The organism is Reichenbachiella versicolor, from assembly GCF_003171675.1.
Lineage (GTDB): Bacteria > Bacteroidota > Bacteroidia > Cytophagales > Cyclobacteriaceae > Reichenbachiella > Reichenbachiella versicolor.
Map to the genome: position 1 here is coordinate 22,024 of NZ_QFZQ01000014.1, position 19,250 is coordinate 41,273.

Annotated in this window: 16 protein-coding genes; 8 read left to right on the forward strand and 8 right to left on the reverse strand. The window is 35.7% G+C overall.

All coding sequences use genetic code 11. The annotated features are described in order from the left end of the window. Positions 1-12: 12 nt before the first annotated feature. Together DKG80_RS20210 and DKG80_RS20215 are read right to left on the reverse strand one after the other, a co-directional pair. Positions 13-4,002, reverse strand: coding sequence for a tetratricopeptide repeat protein (locus tag DKG80_RS20210; RefSeq protein WP_109833202.1), 3,990 nt, complete (start codon positions 4,000-4,002; stop codon positions 13-15). 6 nt (positions 4,003-4,008) lie between these two features. After that, entirely contained in the window at positions 4,009-4,371 is a 363-nt protein-coding gene (locus DKG80_RS20215) for a C2 domain-containing protein (protein ID WP_109833203.1), read from the reverse strand. A 126-nt stretch (positions 4,372-4,497) separates the two neighbouring features. Between DKG80_RS20215 and DKG80_RS20220 the strand changes: the two genes are divergently transcribed. Beyond that, positions 4,498-5,655 carry a glycosyltransferase family 4 protein gene (locus DKG80_RS20220; protein WP_162556017.1) on the forward strand — a complete coding sequence of 386 codons (1,158 nt, stop codon included), beginning with the start codon at positions 4,498-4,500 and terminating at the stop codon, positions 5,653-5,655. Positions 5,656-5,672: 17 nt separating this feature from the next. On the opposite strand, the gene DKG80_RS20225 is transcribed toward DKG80_RS20220, so the two are convergent. The 3 genes from DKG80_RS20225 to DKG80_RS20235 all read right to left on the reverse strand — a co-directional run bounded on the left by DKG80_RS20225 (position 5,673) and on the right by DKG80_RS20235 (position 8,568). Continuing rightward, positions 5,673-7,223 (reverse strand): Rne/Rng family ribonuclease, encoded by a 1,551-nt coding sequence (locus DKG80_RS20225; protein ID WP_109833205.1) that lies wholly within the window; start codon positions 7,221-7,223, stop codon positions 5,673-5,675. Between the two features lie 241 nt (positions 7,224-7,464). Next, positions 7,465-8,274 (reverse strand): tetratricopeptide repeat protein, encoded by an 810-nt coding sequence (locus DKG80_RS20230; RefSeq protein WP_109833206.1) that lies wholly within the window; start codon positions 8,272-8,274, stop codon positions 7,465-7,467. Positions 8,275-8,277: 3 nt separating this feature from the next. Beyond that, positions 8,278-8,568 carry an HU family DNA-binding protein gene (locus DKG80_RS20235; RefSeq protein ID WP_109833207.1) on the reverse strand — a complete coding sequence of 97 codons (291 nt, stop codon included), beginning with the start codon at positions 8,566-8,568 and terminating at the stop codon, positions 8,278-8,280. Between the two features lie 131 nt (positions 8,569-8,699). Here DKG80_RS20235 and mutY point away from each other — a divergent pair, with 131 nt between their 5' ends. Genes mutY through recG form a run of 5 tightly spaced genes read left to right on the forward strand, consistent with a single transcriptional unit; the run spans position 8,700 to position 14,247 of the window. After that, on the forward strand, positions 8,700-9,755 hold the full coding sequence (gene mutY / locus DKG80_RS20240; RefSeq protein ID WP_221409169.1) for an A/G-specific adenine glycosylase: 1,056 nt from the start codon (positions 8,700-8,702) through the stop codon (positions 9,753-9,755). 34 nt (positions 9,756-9,789) lie between these two features. After that, positions 9,790-10,227, forward strand: a complete 438-nt coding sequence (locus tag DKG80_RS20245; protein ID WP_109833208.1) for a single-stranded DNA-binding protein — start codon at positions 9,790-9,792, stop codon at positions 10,225-10,227. A gap of 21 nt (positions 10,228-10,248) precedes the next feature. Continuing rightward, positions 10,249-11,565: a gliding motility-associated protein GldE gene (gene gldE / locus DKG80_RS20250; protein WP_109833209.1), complete on the forward strand. Its 1,317-nt coding sequence runs from the start codon at positions 10,249-10,251 to the stop codon at positions 11,563-11,565. A 1-nt stretch (position 11,566) separates the two neighbouring features. Further along, positions 11,567-12,151: a gliding motility lipoprotein GldD gene (gene gldD / locus DKG80_RS20255; protein WP_109833210.1), complete on the forward strand. Its 585-nt coding sequence runs from the start codon at positions 11,567-11,569 to the stop codon at positions 12,149-12,151. Further along, positions 12,151-14,247: an ATP-dependent DNA helicase RecG gene (gene recG / locus DKG80_RS20260; protein WP_109833211.1), complete on the forward strand. Its 2,097-nt coding sequence runs from the start codon at positions 12,151-12,153 to the stop codon at positions 14,245-14,247. Before gldD ends, recG begins: the two co-directional genes overlap by 1 nt. A 52-nt stretch (positions 14,248-14,299) precedes the next feature. On the opposite strand, the gene DKG80_RS20265 is transcribed toward recG, so the two are convergent. Continuing rightward, the gene (locus tag DKG80_RS20265; RefSeq protein WP_109833212.1) at positions 14,300-15,031 is read right to left on the reverse strand and encodes a hypothetical protein; all 732 of its coding nucleotides are present in this window, start codon (positions 15,029-15,031) and stop codon (positions 14,300-14,302) included. 185 nt (positions 15,032-15,216) lie between these two features. Beyond that, positions 15,217-16,866, reverse strand: coding sequence for a transcription termination factor Rho (rho, locus tag DKG80_RS20270; protein ID WP_109833213.1), 1,650 nt, complete (start codon positions 16,864-16,866; stop codon positions 15,217-15,219). A gap of 268 nt (positions 16,867-17,134) precedes the next feature. Here rho and serS point away from each other — a divergent pair, with 268 nt between their 5' ends. Both serS and DKG80_RS20280 read left to right on the forward strand, forming a co-directional pair. Beyond that, complete coding sequence (serS, locus tag DKG80_RS20275; RefSeq protein ID WP_109833214.1) at positions 17,135-18,409, forward strand: serine--tRNA ligase; 1,275 nt, start codon at positions 17,135-17,137, stop codon at positions 18,407-18,409. Then, positions 18,409-18,858, forward strand: a complete 450-nt coding sequence (locus DKG80_RS20280; RefSeq protein WP_185140185.1) for a GNAT family N-acetyltransferase — start codon at positions 18,409-18,411, stop codon at positions 18,856-18,858. The genes serS and DKG80_RS20280 overlap by 1 nt, the downstream gene beginning before the upstream one ends. Here the strand turns inward: DKG80_RS20280 and DKG80_RS20285 are convergent. Beyond that, entirely contained in the window at positions 18,855-19,157 is a 303-nt protein-coding gene (locus DKG80_RS20285; RefSeq protein ID WP_109833216.1) for a DUF4286 family protein, read from the reverse strand. The genes DKG80_RS20280 and DKG80_RS20285 overlap by 4 nt on opposite strands. Between the last annotated feature and the right edge of the window lie 93 nt (positions 19,158-19,250).

Sequence of the window (19,250 nt, forward strand, 5' to 3'; positions counted from 1 at the left end):
GAAATACAAGAATTAATGACCTAACATAACAAATGCTCCCCAATAATATGGTTGCTTAAATTTCTTTTTCAGAATTTGAATTGAATCATGAAACGCTTCTTGTTTCGTTTTTCCTCCCACCCAATTTTTATAAAAATTAGACATTAGCATCTGAGTGGTTTCGTCATTGACCTTCCACAGACTCATGATTAAGTTATCAGCACCAGCAACAATAAACGAACGCTGAAGCCCATAAACCCCCTCTCCATTTCGAATTTCACCTAGACCTGTTTCACAGGCAGACATCACAACTAGCTCTGTATCATCTAAGTTAAGATTCATAGCTTCATAGGCAGTCAAGATCCCATCTTCACCCCCATCAAGCTTTTCACCTCGAAAAGTTTTTCCTGCCCCTGCTAATAAAAGTCCTGATCTGAATAATGGATTATACTTTGCTTCACGAGATTGTAACCCTATGTTTTCATTATCTCCAAGATTTATATCTGACATAAAGAATCCATGTGTGGCAATATGCAGTAACTTCGGATTGTCTATTTTCTTAACATTCTCTTCATTGGCATCGGATCGGTCGTGACGATCATATTCCCAGCCACCGCGACTTAGTGTATTGGTTATATTATTTATTTCTACAAGTGTGCCTGGAAGCTCTGAAACACCATTTTCGAATCCTCGGCTAACAGCAGCAATTGTCACGTCAGAAATACCACCCATTTCATAATCTGGATATCCAAATACTGTCGCATGATTCCTAGTCTGACGAGCTTTAATCTCCTCCTTATTTTCTACGAGTTCTCTAGTATTCGATAATAAATAAATAGAGTATTTGTCAAAAACATATTCTTTCTTCCTAGGATCAAACAGAGTATTTACATTGATCTTATTGTATACCCCATCAGCAGAAACATATAGGTTATCAATATCTTCTATTTCCTTATCAATTGCTGACCAAAACTGGTCAAATGACCTAAGGTTATCCATCTTGAAGACTATCAAATTCTTATACTGTTTGAAAAATTTTGTCTCCATATTAAGTCCATCTTTTACAATTACTAGTTTTGGACTACTCTCTGAAGCAGGAGTCACTATCAGCGCAGCATAGTATACAGAGTCATTTTTGATATTCTTTTTTACACGAATAATCTCCATGGCACCTTCTCCGGTTACCAAAGCTGATTTGACATCCGTCCACTGAACAATATTTTTTTCAAACTCATTGGCAAAACCTTCTGATAGTTTGGATAGCTCTTTTTCCATTTGATTTGACTTCTGTTGCAGGGCTACCAGATCAATTTTATTAGCAAATAAATCTGCCTGACTCATATTAAGCCCTTTCACCAGGTCTTCTTTAATGGATTTCCATTCGTTGTACTTAGCAATAAGCACATCATTTCCACTATTTAGGATTCTATTACGAACCTTATTTGTTGCATTGAGCAATAATGCCTTTGTGCTCAATTGAAGATTATAAAGTGTGGATAGTATCTCATCACGAGAGGATTCATCCCCCCTACTCTCACTGACATATTCTATAGCAAAATCTTGATATGCTTCAAATACAGGCTTGATCTTACCATAAAAAGCACTTTTTTCAGCCTCACTCAGGGATGGAAAATAATTTTGTATACTGTGCATATAGCTCTCTATAGCATACTGATAGTCTTTCCTAGCAGCCTCATAGTCACCCAGTTTCTGTTCAACAGACGCCTTACCATAGATTGAATATGCGAGATCAGGATGATTTTCATTCAACACTTTCTTACGAATATCTATCACTTGCTGGTAGTGAACCTTGGCCCCTTCATAGTTTCCAATTTCCTGTTCTAGTACAGCTATATTATATAAAGTAGTAGCATAGGAAGGGTGTTCATCTCCAAAGTGCTTAGCGTAAATTCTAATCGACTTTTCATAGAATCTTGATGCCTTTTCATATTCACCTGTTTCCTCAAGTGTAGCTGCTAGATTATGTAATGTTTTAGCATAAAGTGGGTGTTCAGTACCCAATAAGACTTTATCAATCTCTAAAACCTGTTCTAATGAAGCACGACTTTTTTCATAATTTCCTTGAAGGCTAAAAAGTGCTGCTTGGTTTTCAAGTACAGATGCGTAATCTACATGATTTCTTCCATGAGCTTTTTCATAGATATAAAGTGCCGACTGAAACAAAGGAGCTGCAGCCTTAAGATTTCCCATTTTCATATATAGCAATCCAAGTTCATTGGATCCGCCTGCATAATACACATGAGCCTTTCCAAACTCTTCTCCATATAGCTTCATTGCCTCCATGAAGTAACTTTCCGCGTCAGCATATTCTCCGAGATACTTAGTTACAATTCCCAACTTTTCATTGGTATACGCCAGTGAATATTTAGTAATCTGTGGAATAGTTTTTTTTGTGGCTAATACTTTGGAGAATATTGACTTGGCTTTATCATACTTTCCTTTTGTCAAGTTTAGTTGACCAAGAGTTGAATAAGTTGACAGATAGTTTTCATTCTGGACACTTAACAATTTTTTCTTTATTTCTAAAGACTCATTTAGTACATTTTCAGCACTTAGGTATTGCGAGGTATACTGTAAATAATTAGCATAAACCCCAAGGTAAGAGGCATATTGAAGAGGTGCTTGTTCCTTCTTCTTGGAGTATATTTTATTTAATTTTTTGAATAAACTCTCAGCCTTGTCAAAATTTTGAGTCGTTGTATAAAGACTCACTAAACCAAGCTTAATCTCAAGTTCCTTTTCATTAGTTTCCACTAAACCTAAAGCCTCCTCCAATGCTAATTGCGATATTTTATATCGACCTAAAGCAGTATTTGCATTTGCATAAGATATTAATAAATCGACTTTTATCTGTGAGGCCTCTGATATAGCATTTAATCCTTTTTTTGATTCTTCAGCTGCTTTTTTGAATTGCCCTTTTTCAAGGTCAACCAATGTCATTCCTGAAAGTGCATTAAAATACGACTCAGAATTAGCTGACTCTTGTTCTTCTAAAACAATCTGAAAACTTTCCTCGGCCTTATCAAACTGAAAGCTTCTGAAATAAATTTTGCCTAGATTTACTAACGAATTGTAATAAGCATCATCTTTTTTAGATGAGCGAGCGTCAACCAAAAGCTTCATTTTACTCAAAGCTTCTTCTATAGCTCCTTCGTTGAGCAATACGGTTGTTAAAGCACTCAAGGCATTCAAGTTATCTGACTCGTTAGGAGCTTGAACTAAGTCAAATATCCTATTGGATTCTTCATAATATTTTTTTGCATTCACTAAATCGTTATTGAACTCAAAAGTGGATCCAAGCTTTAATAAAAGACTTCCATAGTTTTTATCTGCAGAGTTATCATCATAAAACTCAGTCAAATCCAAAAGAGACTCAATAGCTTGATCATACTTCGACAGGTCAATTAATAATTCAGAATAGGCATATACAATATTGAAAAATTCGGGTGAGGTCTCATCCTGTTGATTCAAAATAGCAATGGCCTTTTCGAATAGAAGTTCACTTTGCTCTTTATCTCCACTGTAGTACATTACAGAAGCTAAACTCCCTTGTACTTCGGCTATTTCAGGGCTACCTAATTCATGATAAACTTCATAGAGAATTAATGACTGATTCAGTAATTCTTTTGCTTTCAAATAGTCTTCAGATACAGAAAAAATCAATCCAAGATTATAAAGAGCGGTCCCATACACCAATTTATCTTTATTACCAATAGCTTCTAAAACTAACAGCTCTTGTGAACCATACTTTATACCTTCCTCTAACCAATCTCCCTCATAACAAGTAATTACCAACTGTCTTAGAACTGCAGCTACATTAGCGTTATTATTCCCCTTTTCGGCGATCAGTAGTCCCAAAGCTTGTTCAGACAACTCTTTAGACTTTTCCAGATTGTAATTATCATACATCTGAGTCCCTTGGTTGTACAAGTCATACCATTCTTGACTATAACTATTAAAAGAAAAAGAACAGCACAGCAGAATTACTAAAAATTTCTTCATGTAAGATTATTCTGCTACCACTTCCCAATCAATCATGTATCTGGCAATTTCCTTTTCACTATTCGGAACCATATCTACAGAATATGGTACTCCGGCTGGAAACCCTGGTACAAACGTAACTTTACCATAAAGATCATTTGGACTAAACGTATCATGATCCCAAATTTCTAAAACTACCGGTTCCATTGGTATAAGCCCTTTGATATCAACCATCATATCATACGTACCTATTCCCACATCTTCATGACGTTTATCAACTGGCCAAATTTGTTTTTTATTATGCAAAATGAACACATCATCATAGCGGTGTTCATCATTTTGATAACAATGAATTTTTTTAAGTCTGACTGTTAAGGTTTCTTGACTCATGATAATTTGGGAATTAGTTCAACTAATTTTTACGGTGTATTTTCGAATTTCAGTCATCAAATCTACGAATCGATATTAGAATCGATAATTAAATCATCAAGTAATTACAACATACTTCCTAAGATCGTGAGAATATTCTACTACCATCAGTTTTATAACACTCCTCAAGAAGGTGGTAGTCTAAGATCCTATTATCTAAGTAATTACCTATCAAAAAAAGGACACCAAGTAACTGTCATTACTTCAGATATCAGTGGTCAAAAGAGAACCAATACTATCAATAATGTTGAGATAATATATCTCCCTGTCAAGTTTGATAACTCCTACAGATTCTGGAAACGCATCTGGGCGTATTTGAAATATGCTTTATTAGCAATATGGTGGAGCTTGAGAAAAAATGAGACTGAAAGCCTTAATTATGTAATGACCACACCTCTTTCTACAGGTTTAATAGCACTCTTTTGTAAGAAATTCAAAAACACTGATTATATAGTTGAAGTAGGGGATTTGTGGCCACGTGTCCCCATAGAAATGGGTTACTTTAAAGCCTCTTGGATCCAAGATTTATTATATGGTTTTGAAAAAAAATTCTATCAAACAGCGAAAGGATCAGTTGGACTATCACCACCAATAACAAAACATATTAGAGATATAGCCCCAAATGTGCCTATAGAAACGATCTACAACATGGCAGATCTTGATTTATTCAAAATGACGGCAAAAAAACATCTTCATCAACAAACCTTTACTATTACATATGCTGGGAACTTCGGAATAGCTAATGATCTATGTCGCATGATTCCAATAATTGAGGATGTACAGCACCTACCTATTCGCTTTCTTTTCATTGGGGATGGAGCTGAGCAAAGTCAAATGAAAAATTTAGCAAAAGGCCTTTCTAATTGTGAATTTTTAGGACACTTGTCCAAGGAAGGCGTCTGTAACCAGTTGACAAAGTCTGATGCCATGTTGATTTCGTTTGCGAATTATGATTCTTTATTTACTGGTTGCCCCAACAAGCTATTCGATGCTTTTGCTGCAAAACTCATAGTAATCACAAACTTCGGTGGGTGGACTAAAGATTTGATAGAAACAGAAGGTGTCGGTTTTAGTTTTCAACACGACAGTACCAAAGACTTTGTTAATAAGATTTCACCTTTTCTAAAAGATCAAGCTCTTTTAAAGAATGCTAAACTTAAATCTGAATTACTAGGGAAAGAAAGGTTTTCAATACCAAAGCAAGCAAACTTGCTAACTGCATTTATTGAAAACTTAGGGAAATAGGAAAAAAAGAGATCGAACTAAAGTTCGATCTCTTCGCCATGACCATTAATGAATTGATATTCCATAATAGCCATTGATGAATCTTCAACTAGATTGATCCATCTTTTGTATTTTAAATACCATTTAAACCTTTTCGAAAATATCCCTTTCGTATAATAAGAGTATAGAAATGGATGAAGAGCAATGGTAAGTTTTTTCTCATTTTGCTTTGTTAAAATATGCTCTAGATCTTTTTCGATCTTATCACTCACTAGAATAGATGCTCTTATCTTTCCAGTACCGTTGCAAGTAGGACAAACCTCACGAGTTTTTATATTTAACTCTGGCCTTACCCTTTGACGAGTGATTTGCATCAAACCAAACTTCGACAATGGTAGAATTGTAAATTTAGACCTATCAGTCTTCATTTCATCTCTCATCGCCTTGAAAAGGAGTTTCTTATTCTCTGCCTTCCTCATATCAATGAAGTCAACCACAATAATTCCTCCCATATCTCTCAACCTCAACTGACGCGCAATTTCTTTGGCAGCGTCGAGATTAACTTTAAGCGCCGTACTTTCCTGATTATCTTCAGCATTGGATTTATTCCCACTGTTGACATCAATTACATGAAGCGCCTCAGTATGCTCTATAATCAAGTATCCACCACCATCTATGCTTACAGATTGACCAAACAGACCTTTTAGCTGTTTTTCAATTCCATAAGCTTCGAAGATTTTTGCTCTACCATTATAAAGCTTCGTAATTTTCTCCTTCTCAGGAGCAATTTCTTTAATGAAGTTTTTGACTTGTACATATAGATCTTTGTCATCTACTACTATACTGTCAAATGATTCATTTAATACATCGCGTAAAATAGAATTCGCTCTATTAATCTCTCCAATTACCTTTTCATTAGGCTTTACTTTTTTGAGCATCTTCATACCAGAAGACCATTTATCTAACAAATTAGATAAATCACGATCTAGCTCACCGACATTTTTGCCAGCAGCTACGGTACGGATGATGATACCAAAATTTTCAGGCTTAATAGAAGTAATCAGGCGGAGTAAGCGTTTCCTTTCCGCACTATCGCCGATTTTCTTGGACACACTAACTGTATCTGAAAACGGCACCAGCACTAAATAACGGCCGGCAATCGACAACTCACTGGATAAACGAGGCCCTTTCGTAGAAATAGGTTCTTTAACAACCTGTACTAGAACTCTTTGGTTTTTATTTAAAACCTGATTCATCTTCCCCAACTTGTTAATATCTGGTTGACGCTTAAAGCCAGCAAGATTTTTCCCTTTATTCTTACCAGAGATAACCTGCTTGGTATAAGTATTAAGCGATTGTAATTGGGGGCCGAGATCCAAGTAATGTAGAAACGCATCTTTTTCGTAACCAATATCTACGAAAGCAGCGTTAAGGCCAGGAACAACTTTTTTTACCTGTCCTAGGAAAATATCTCCTACATTAAACTTATGTTCATCTTCGTCTTGATGGAACTCGGATAATTTCTTATCTTTTAAAAGAGCAATTCGACATCCATTCTGAGTTGAATTAATGATTAATTCAGTACTCAATTCCGTATGGATTTAAAGATTAAAAAATGTAGTTATTGAGCACATTAGAATAAAATAATCAGGTACTCAATTAACAAATAATGCATCTGACTAAATGTAACAAGTACAGTGAGCCAGATGCATTAACACAAATTACTTCTTCTTGTGTCTGTTTTTTCTCAATCTCTTCTTTCTCTTGTGAGTCGAAATCTTATGTCTTTTTCTTTTTTTACCGCAAGGCATAATTTCTTTCTTTAATGTTTTATAATTCGTTTAATATTTTCAAGTACTGCTCCGCAGATGATAAAACTGCCGGATCCTTACTCTCATTTTTTAGTTGAGTAAACATCTCCTTGGCTTCACTCTTTTTACCACTTTCATAGTAACTCACTGCTAAATAATAAGCAGCTTGAGTATTAGTAGGATCAATTGTCATCAACTTTTCAAATCTTCCAACTGCTTTTTCATATTGACCAGATTGAACAGACATCAACCCCATATTATATAAAGCAGTTTTATTTTCTGGATACTCTTCTAGTACTCCTTTTAACATCATGATTCCTTCCATAGGATTGGTAGTCATGACTTTGGTCATCGCCAATTTGGCTTTTGTGTCTGGATTATTTGAAGTTTCGAGTACTTTTTCAAAGTACTTTCCTGCCTTCATAGCCCAAGCTTTTGCTTTCTCCTGATTAAGGGATATACCATAAATCTGGTAGTAAAGCTCACCCGCCTTTAGATAATTTTCGACAGACTCTTGATACTTGATTATTGAATCAATGTATAAAGCTGAACTATCTAACTCATTGTAAGACAAGTATATCCTAGCCAAAGAGTCGGCAAAGATAGCATTTTTTTCATTATCAGTTGATAATGAAAGCTTTTTTTGAAGAGATGCTATTGCTGCTTCATCGAGAGCACTCATAGTAAACTCATGAGAGCTCTCGATATTTTCTTCTTGTATCACCGCTTCTGTAGCAGAATCATTATCGACTACTACTCTTGGAAGGCTATAAAGTATACCAATTAAAATAATGGCTACTATTATGAGCCCCAAACGGTACTTGTTCATTTTTTAACTGATTTTGTCACTAGTTTTGATTTTTTCTACGAACACCTTAGAAGGCTTGAAGCTTGGGATATAATGCTCATCGATGACCATTGCTGTATTTTTTGAAATATTTCTAGCAATTTTCTTAGCTCTTTTTTTATTTACAAAACTACCAAAGCCTCTTACATAAATGTTCTCTCCCTCAGCCATCGAGTCTTTTACTACTGAAAAAAACGCTTCTACTGAAGCCTGCACATCCAATCTGTCAATTCCTGTTTTTTCAGAGATCTCGTTGATAACGTCTGCTTTCGTCACTACAAATAAATTTTAATATTGTACTTTGATTTTTTGCTAGACACCTCATAATGAGGGTCTTCCCGAATCACTTGCGAATTCGAAGCGCAAAGTAAATCAAATTTTAAATTATACTGAAATAATCTTCATCATTGAAAATCAATACTATCAGCCCCCATACACCTCCAATAGCGCAGCTCTTGATCAACTGGTACAATCTAAGTCACCGAAAACTGCCGTGGCGTGAAACAAATGACCCATATAAGATATGGCTCTCTGAAATCATACTTCAGCAAACCCGTGTTGCCCAAGGGCTACCATATTATAATGCATTTGTCGGATCATACCCAGATATTCATTCTTTTGCTAACGCAGACTTGGATAGCATCCTAAAACTCTGGCAAGGACTTGGATACTATTCAAGAGCAAGAAACATGCATATCTGCGCTAATATGATAGTGGATCAATACAACGGAAGGTTTCCATGCTCTTATAAAGAATTACTTAAACTGAAAGGAGTAGGTAAATACACCGCGGCAGCAATCGCTTCTATATGTTTTAACGAACCAATACCAGTCGTAGATGGTAATGTATACCGAGTGTTTTCTAGAATTTTCGAAATCAGTGATGACATTTCAAATAGTAAAACCTTTAACACATTTTATGAGACGGGAGAATCCTTAATTGACTCTTCAAACCCTGGAACATTCAATCAGTCAGTTATGGAGCTTGGTGCTTTAGTATGCACTCCTAAAAATCCGAAATGCAACGAATGTACCGTTGCAGAGTACTGTGCATCAAGAAAAAATGGAACACAAACTAACTTCCCAGTTAAAACTAAAAAAGTCAAGGTCAAGGAAAGGCACCTAAAATACCTTATTATCCATGATGGTATTAACATTCTCATTCAGCAACGTGATACAAAAAACATCTGGAAAAATCTCTTTGAGTTTTATCTAGAAGACTCAATGTCAGATATTGAAACTAATCAGAAAATCTTCTTAGAAGCAATATTCAAACGAAAAACACGTCATATTCTCACCCACCAGCGGCTTAATATTGATTTTTTTGAGCTCAAGACTAATTTCAAAAGACTCGTTAAATTAGAAAAAGACTTGAAGATGAGACGCATCAAAATTGAAGAAATACATAGTTTTGCTGTTCCTAAACCCATCGAAGCATTTTTAAAAGATTGGGATTATTGTTAATTTTTCACTCAATCGAGTTACAATTTGTAAAATTATGGCTGGTGTAAACAAAGTTATTCTCCTAGGAAACCTTGGAAGAGATCCTGAGGTAAGACATTTGGAAAATGGTAGAGCTGTTGCAAACTTCTCAATTGCAACAAGTGAAACCTACAAAAATAAAGCTGGAGAGCGTGTGACTAATACAGAATGGCACAATGTAGTGCTATGGACTCCACTAGCCGAGATCGCAGAGAGATTTCTTAAAAAAGGTAATCAAGTATATATAGAAGGCAAATTGACTTCTAGATCATATGAGGATAAGGAAGGAATCACTAAATACATCACAGAAGTGGTGGGCAGAGAAATGACACTAGTAGGACCAAAACCAGATAGTATAGAAACTGGATCAGCTCCTATGGCAACTCCAAGTGCTGCACCCGTGGCAACACCAACGGTAGAGACTTCCGAAGAAATAGACGATCTACCATTTTAAGTTTAACGAATCAACAAATAAATGGACGACCCACTCCCGGGATTTTCAGTTTTAGTTGCAATTTTTAGTCAACCAGAAGTTTACCTAAGTATAGCAGTATACCTAAGCGTCATCATATTGATGTTCATGGCTTCTGCTTTAATATCAGGATCTGAAGTTGCGTATTTTTCACTTCGCCCTCATGATCTAGAGGATGACAATGACAGAACTCTGGAGACTATCAATAAACTTATTGCCCATCCTAAGCAGCTATTGGCTACCATATTGATCTTAAACAACTTGATCAATATCTCTATTGTCATGCTATCGAGTTATGTTACTTTGAGTCTATTCATTAATCAATTTAGCGAGGCTACAATCATGGCTACATTAACAGTCGTCGTGACCATATTGATTGTTTTTATAGGAGAAATAGTTCCTAAAGTATATGCCAATCAAAATAGTATCGTCTTTGCAAAAAGGACTGCCAAATTGTTAACCATATCTTTTAAAATATTTAGACCACTTTCTTGGCTTCTAGTCAATGTCAGTGACATTATTGAAAAGCGTATTGAAAGAAAAGGATATAATGTATCTGTCGAAGAGTTAAATGAAGCTCTTGAAATGGCTACAGATACTGAAACTACTGATGAAGAAAAAGGACTTCTAAAAGGTATAGTAAACTTCGGCACATTAAGTGTCAAACAAGTTATGAAATCAAGAATGGATATCACGGCTTTTGACCTAGAGACTGATTTCCATGAATTAATGAATCAAATTAATAAAACAGGATATTCAAGAATACCTATCTACAACGAAACTATAGATAAAATTGAGGGTATCCTGTATATAAAAGACCTTCTACCTCATGTCTCTGAGGAAGAAGATTTTAGATGGCAAGAGCTCTTGAGACCTAGTTTTTTCATCCCTGAGACAAAGAAAATTGATTCTTTATTCAAAGATTTTCAAGAAAAAAGAATTCACATCGCTATTGTAGTAGATGAATATGGAGGAACCTCTGGTTTAATTACCATGGAAGATGTAATTGAAGAAATCGTTGGTGAAATAAGTGATGAATACGATGAAGAGAGTGATATTGCTTTCAACAAACTAGACAATAATACATTTGTCTTTGAAGCTAAAACTTCCTTAACTGACTTTTGTAAAGTAGCAGATGTAGATTCAAAATCTTTTGAAGAGGTCAAAGGGGAAAGTGAATCTCTTGGTGGATTGATTCTTGAAATTCACAGTAAACTTCCTAATGCTGGAGAAAAAATTACTTACGAGCAGTTCCAATTTACTATTGTTGCCGTAAATGATAAAAGAATAAAGAAGGTAAGAGTATTTATTAAAAGATAGGATGAAACAAAGTTGGATCTTGATATTGGCATTTTTTTTATTGGCTTCTTGTAAACAAGACTTTTCTCCTAAGCCTAAAGGTTACAATAGAATTGAAATAGGAACCTCTGAATTTATTATGCTTCCTGACTCTTTCCCTTATTCATTCGAGTACCCTCAAAATGCCAAAATCCTGAAAGATTCTTCCTGGATGGCTGAAAGGTATTGGTTAGACATTTATTATCCTAAACTTGATGCTAACATAAAAGTAACCTACAAGCCTGTCAACCATGACCGATCTAAACTAGAAGAGCATTTAATGGATGCGTACAAATTAACTGCTAAACACAACATTAAAGCTTATGCTATAGATGAGACTGTAATAGAATTAGACAATGGCATGATGGCTACTTTAATGGAACTTTCTGGTGAGGTCCCTAGCCAATTTCAGTTTCATTTAACTGATTCTACAGAGAACTTTCTAAGAGCTGCATTATACTTCAAAACAGCCACTGCCAATGACTCATTACAGCCAGTAATAGATCATATAAAACAGGATATGATGCACATGCTAAACACCCTAGAGTGGAAAAAACCGAATAGCTAATGTCTAAATACCTTGAAACTAAAATAGAGTTTCTAAAAGGTGTAGGGCCTGCAAAAGCTAAATTACTTAACGAAGAGCTTGGCATTTTTACAATCCATGATTTATTACTTCACTTTCCTTTCAGGTACGAAGACAGATCAACTTTTCATCGGATTTCACAATTAAGATTTGCAGAAGGAAATGTGCAGATCAAAGGTATCATCACAAATGTATCTGTAATTGGAGCTACTAAAAAACAACGTTTAACCGCTATTTTAAATGACCAAACTGGAGAAATCGAACTTGTTTGGTTCAAAGGGGTAAATTGGATGAAGAGTAAGATCAAAACCGGAGTAGCCTATCTGGTATATGGGAAAACTTCAGAATTCAATGGAAAATACAACATCAGCCATCCTGAAATAGAACCTATTACTACTCAAAATCAAAACGGTACTAATCAGCTGCTACCCGTTTACTCCGTTACCGAAAAACTCAAACGAAAATACCTAGATTCAAAAGCAATAGCCAGGCTAACACTTGAAGTTGTGAGAAAGCAGGACTTCCATATAGAAGAATCTATAGACAGTTGGCTTCTTCAAAAACTTGGACTAATAACCTACCAAGCTGCCATTATCAGTATCCACTTGCCTAACGATCAAGCCAAGCTTAATTCAAGCCTTCAAAGGTTGAAGTTCGAGGAACTTTTTTTTATTCAACTGAGAATGTTCAAGGAAAAGAAAATTCGAGAACAAAAGTATCAAGGGATTCAATTTGCTAAGACTCATTTAGTCAACAAGTTTTACGAAGAGATTCTTCCTTTCAACCTTACGGAAGCTCAAAAAGAGGTTATCAAAGAAATTTATGCTGACCTTCATTCTGGCTATCAGATGAATCGATTACTTCAAGGGGATGTAGGTAGTGGTAAAACTGTAACTGCCTTCATATGTGCATTGATAGCGATCAGTTCAGGATATCAAGCAGCTATCATGGCTCCCACTGAAATTTTGGCAATACAGCACGCTCAAGGATTAGAAACATTTTGTAAAAAATTAAATATCACTATCGGTTTGATTACTGGGTCTACTGGTAAGGCTAAAAGAAGAGATCTTTTGCAAAAACTTATTACTGGTGAACTACACATTCTTGTTGGAACTCATGCTCTTATTGAAAATGATGTACAATTTGAGAACCTTGGATTCGTAGTAATCGACGAACAACATCGATTCGGCGTTGCTCAACGTGCAAGACTTTGGCAGAAGAATAAAAATGCTTTCCCTCACGTATTAGTAATGACTGCTACACCTATTCCAAGAACTCTAGCTATGACACTATATGGTGACTTAGAAGTTTCTACTATCAATGAACTTCCTAAGGGAAGAAAACCCATTCAAACCACTCACCTTAATGACAATAACCGACTAAAACTATTTGGGTTCATCCAAAAACAGATTGATGAAGGAAGACAGATTTATATTGTCTATCCATTAATTGAAGAATCTGAAACACTAGAATTGAAGGATCTAATGGATGGATATGAGTCGATATCACGATCTTTTCCTAAGGTGCCATTGAGCATTGTTCATGGAAAAATGAAACCCAAAGACAAAGATTATGAAATGAATCGATTCGTTTCTGGTCAAACCAAAATAATGGTTGCAACGACTGTGATAGAAGTTGGAGTAAACGTCCCCAACGCAAGTGTAATGGTTATCGAAAACGCTGAACGCTTTGGACTATCTCAGCTTCACCAGTTAAGAGGAAGAGTTGGCAGGGGATCTGATCAGTCATATTGTATATTAATGACTGGAAGTAAATTAAGTAAAGAAGCTAGGGAAAGGATCAAATGTATGGTAGATACAACAGATGGTTTTAAAATCGCCGAAAAAGATCTGGAAATTCGAGGCCCTGGAGATCTTATGGGTACACAGCAAAGTGGATTGTTAGACTTAAAAGTAGCCGACATCACTACTGATCAAGAACTTCTAAAAACTGCAAGAGAAGAAGCAAGAAAAATTATATCTGAAGACCCAGAACTTTCCTTACCGAAACATGCAAATATTCTGAAGAGTATTAATCAAAAGAAAAAGAGTCTTCTCAGCTGGAGTTCTATCTCTTAAAACAAAAATGGTCTCACTTGATGAGACCATTTAATTTTATTGTTTTCGCTTACTAAGCATCTTGTAAACTTCTAAGTTTAGCGATACTAAACGACCTTCTTTCCTTATGACCACAATAGGTACAAGTAAAAAACTTCATTAGTTCTCCCTCTTCTTCTATTGTCGGTGATTTAATAATTTCTTCCTTGGTGACTTTTAGTGTCTGATAGTTACACTCGTCGCATCTCAAAGCATGAAGCCTACCATTGTATTTCTCAATTTTAGTATAACCAGACTCTTCGTCAATCCATACATCATAATCTACAGAAAAAGCATCTTCTTCAGCTTGCATACCTTCATCCAAATATACATCCTCTTCTTCTTCACTCAACAATTTCATTTTTCTACCATCTGGAGAGATTCTTGGAGTAAACCTCAAAACCTTTAACCTCTTTTCTATATAAAACGGGTAGTAAAACTTCAAAATGTTTTGAATGATAACACCAGCAATGATGGCAAGCATAGTACTCATAAACAATCTTGCAAAAAACCAAACAAAATCAGTTTCCCCTACTAGTGTGTTTACAAATACAGCCGCAGCTATAATTATTAAAAGTGAGCTATACCAAAGTAAATTAATCTCATACATATTGATATAATCATACTTCGACTTGTAATCTTTTGTGATTATCAGCTTGATACAATGACCTAATAGGATTAAAATACCCGCCCCTGCAATAGTATATGCGACATAGTGCCCATACATATTCCAAGTACTTAATAGGCTTTCATCAATTTTGTTCATAGCAATCGCTTTTAAGTATATCCAAAGTGAATGTAAGCTTTCCAAGCTTAACTCTGAGTAGCCAAATATAGACAAAAAGGTCTACTCGCTATATTTAATATTTTAGAAATGATAATTGTCAAATAAAGAAAATGCCATTCCAGAAAACTGAAATGGCATTAAAATATTTGTGTCCTATCCGGTTTTTATCCGTTCATTGAAATCAAGAACTCCTCGTTGTTTCTTGTTCCTTTCATCTTTTGTAGTAAAAACTCCATAGCTTCCGACGAATTCATATCGTCCATGAATTTTCTCAAAATCCAAATTCTTGAAAGTTCTTCTTTTTCGATCAGTAAATCCTCACGACGAGTACCAGAAGCTGGAATATCAATTGCAGGGAATACACGCTTATTAGCTAGTTTTCTATCCAACTGAAGCTCCATATTACCAGTTCCTTTGAACTCCTCAAAAATTACTTCATCCATCTTAGAGCCCGTATCAATCAGTGCTGTTGCTAGGATAGTTAATGAACCACCGTTCTCAACATTACGCGCAGCACCAAAAAATCTCTTTGGCTTGTGAAGAGCATTAGCATCAACTCCACCAGACAAAATTTTACCACTTGACGGTACTACTGTATTGTGTGCTCTAGCTAGCCTTGTAATAGAATCCAATAGAATCACCACGTCATGACCACACTCTACCATTCTCTTAGCTTTCTCGAGAACAATATTTGCCACTTTCACATGTTTTTCAGCTTGCTCATCAAAAGTAGAAGCTATTACTTCTGCTTTCACGCTCCTAGCCATGTCTGTCACTTCTTCGGGTCTTTCATCTATCAGTAAGATCATCAAGTAAACTTCAGGATGATTTTCAGCGATAGCATTTGCCACGTTTTTCAACAAAACGGTCTTACCTGTTTTCGGTTGAGCCACGATCATACCTCTCTGACCTTTACCAATAGGGGCAAACATGTCCATTACTCTTGTAGAATAATCACCTGACTTTGTACTCAAGTTGATTTTCTCTTCAGGAAAAAGTGGTGTTAAGTATTGGAATGGTACTCTATCTCTGATTTCCTCTGTAGTCTTACCGTTTACAGTAGTAACTTTGAGTAGCGCAAAGTACTTTTCTCCATCTTTAGGAGGTCTAATTGATCCTATAACCGAATCTCCTGTTTTTAAACCAAAAAGCTTAATCTGTGATGGAGAAACATAAATATCATCTGGACTGGCTAAATAATTGTAGTCACTTGATCTCAAAAATCCATATCCATCCTGCATTATTTCGAGAACACCACCATTTTCTATAGCGCCATCGAACTCCTTAATCACAGCGTTATACTCTGCTTTTTTATTCTTTTGCTCTTGACGCTTATCTTGGCGCTCTTTTCTATCGTTAGTGTTGGTATTCTCCTGTTTTTCTGGTTTTTCATCCTGAGAAGAATTCTCTGATTTCGCTTTATCCTGAGGTTGTTTTTCTTGTCGAGGTTTTCTTGGCCTTCTTTCCTTTTTCTCGCCAGCTTCCTTATCAGCAGCTTCTAAATTAAATGAGGCCAATACGTCATCAGTCTTTTCATCAGACTTAACTTTTTGTTCCTTAGCAGGCTTCTCCTCCTCCTTCTTCTCTTCAGGTTCTGGAGTACTTTTTACGACGATAGATTCTGAATCTCTTGTAGACTTGATTTTCTGATCGGCTTCTGCTCCTACCGCAGCTGGATTGACTGCCTGCTCATCCAATATCATATAGATAAGATCCTTCTTAGCAGCTTTTTTGTAATTTTTAATGTTTAGACCTTCTGCGATTTCTCTCAGTTCAGAAAGTAGCCTGTCATTAAGTTCTTCGATGTTGTACATATAATTAATCGATGAGGATGCTCGCTTCGGAGCAAGCACTTATTTTGTTAGAAAAGAAAATTATAAGAATATAATTTGAAGTACGGCTTAAGGTATTTTGCTCGAAATGCGTAATAAATAAGCCCGAATGAATAATATGACACAATAATATGGCAATGCACGATCTTTCACAAACAATTGGAAATATATTTCCTTTTATAAAACAGCCCTATTACTCTCCTAAATCAGGCATTATTATAAATTTGCGATCTTTAATAAATACACGACTATGTTACTTGTTTCAGAGATCATTGCAAATAAGGATGTCTACACTGCTGGACTTCTCAAAAGAGGAATCGAAAATGCCGAGATGCTACTAGATGAAATTATTTCTTTGGATAGTGATCGCAAATCCACTCAGACTAAACAAGATGAACTCTTAGCTGAAGCTAATAATGCTGCAAAATCTATAGGAGCATTGATGAAACAGGGCAAAAAAGAAGAAGCTGAAGCCGTCAAAATAAAGTCTTCTGAACTTAAGGCTCGAACCAAAGAGTTAGGAACCAAATTAGAGGAAATAAAGGCAGATCTTCAAAACAAACTTTATCAAATCCCAAACATCCCAAATAAAGATGTACCCACTGGTCAAACAGAGGAAGATAATGAAGTGTTATTTACTGTTGACTCCTTACCACAATTAACTGATGACAGTCTAGCTCATTGGGACCTAATTAAAAAGTATGACATTATTGACTTTGATCTTGGAATCAAGATAACTGGAGCTGGCTTTCCTGTTTACAAAGGAAAAGGTGCTAAGCTCCAAAGAGCATTGGTTAATTTCTTTTTGGATCAAGCCGAAGAAGCTGGTTATAATGAAGTTCAACCTCCAATAGTTATAAATGAAGCATCTGGGTATGGAACAGGTCAACTGCCTGACAAAGAAGGTCAGATGTATCAATTGACTAATTCTGATTTATATTTAATACCTACTGCAGAAGTACCGATAACAAACCTATATCGAGACCAAATAGTCGACGAAAAAGATCTCCCTATCAAACATGTTGGTTTCACCCCATGTTTTAGAAGAGAAGCTGGATCTTGGGGGGCACATGTCAGAGGACTTAACAGACTTCATCAATTTGATAAAGTAGAGATTGTACAAATCGAGCATCCTGACAAATCTTTTGAGACTTTGGACACAATGGTTAAACACGTAGAATCATTGTTAAAAAAATTAGAACTTCCTTACAGGTTATTGAAGCTATGTGCTGGCGACCTTGGTTTCACTTCTTGCATCACTTATGATTTCGAAGTATACTCGGCAGCTCAAAAGAAGTGGTTGGAAGTAAGTTCTGTAAGTAACTTTAAAAACTACCAAGCGAATAGGTTGAAGTTGAGATACAAAGACTCTAATAATAAAAAGCAACTTGCCCATACATTAAATGGTAGTGCATTAGCATTACCTAGAATAATGGCTGCACTATTAGAAAACGGTCAGACTGCAGATGGAATCAATATTCCATTAGCACTAAGACCTTACACAAGATTTGATAAAATTTCCTGATGGCAATAACAGTTCGAAATGGCTTAAAAACAGATTTACCAAAAGTATTTGAACTAATCAAAGAATTGGCTGAATTTGAAAAAGCACCAAACGAAGTAGATAATACAATTGAAATGATGGAAGAAGACGGATTTGGCGACAATCCAGTCTTCGGATTTTTGATAGCCGAAGAAGAAGGCAATACAGTAGGCATGTCTTTGTACTATTATAGGTATTCTACTTGGAAAGGCAGAAGACTCTATCTTGAAGATTTAATAGTAACAGAATCCTACAGAGGTAAAGGAGTAGGTTCCGCTCTCATGGATGCTACTATAAACTATGCCAAAGAAGTCGGGTGCACAGGCATGATGTGGCAGGCGTTAGACTGGAATACGCCCGCCTTAGATTTTTATAAAAAATATGGAGCAACTTTCGACAACGAATGGGTAAATTGTAGTCTACAGTTTTAATATATTTGTTCCAACATTGTTCTAAAATCTACAACTTTGTCACCGTATCTACGATAAACCTTAACTTGTAATGCTTCACCATAATTAGCTTGAAACGACAAAACCTTATTTACATTCTTTGCAAAATATTGAATGGCATAAGTATTGCCTTGATCTTCATTAACTAGTAACCTAAAGATTTTATATGATTCAAATAGCTTAGCAGCCATCACTTCAGGGATGTGTTCTTTCTGCATCCAAGCCAGCCAATCCTTCTCAACTGTTTTATCCACATTAACCGTTACATTATATAATACCATGGTTTTTAGTCACTTATTTAAAAAATCGTAGAAATTATACGGGTATTCATCGAAAGTCCAAAATTAATAGCTGATAACCGTATTACATTTACT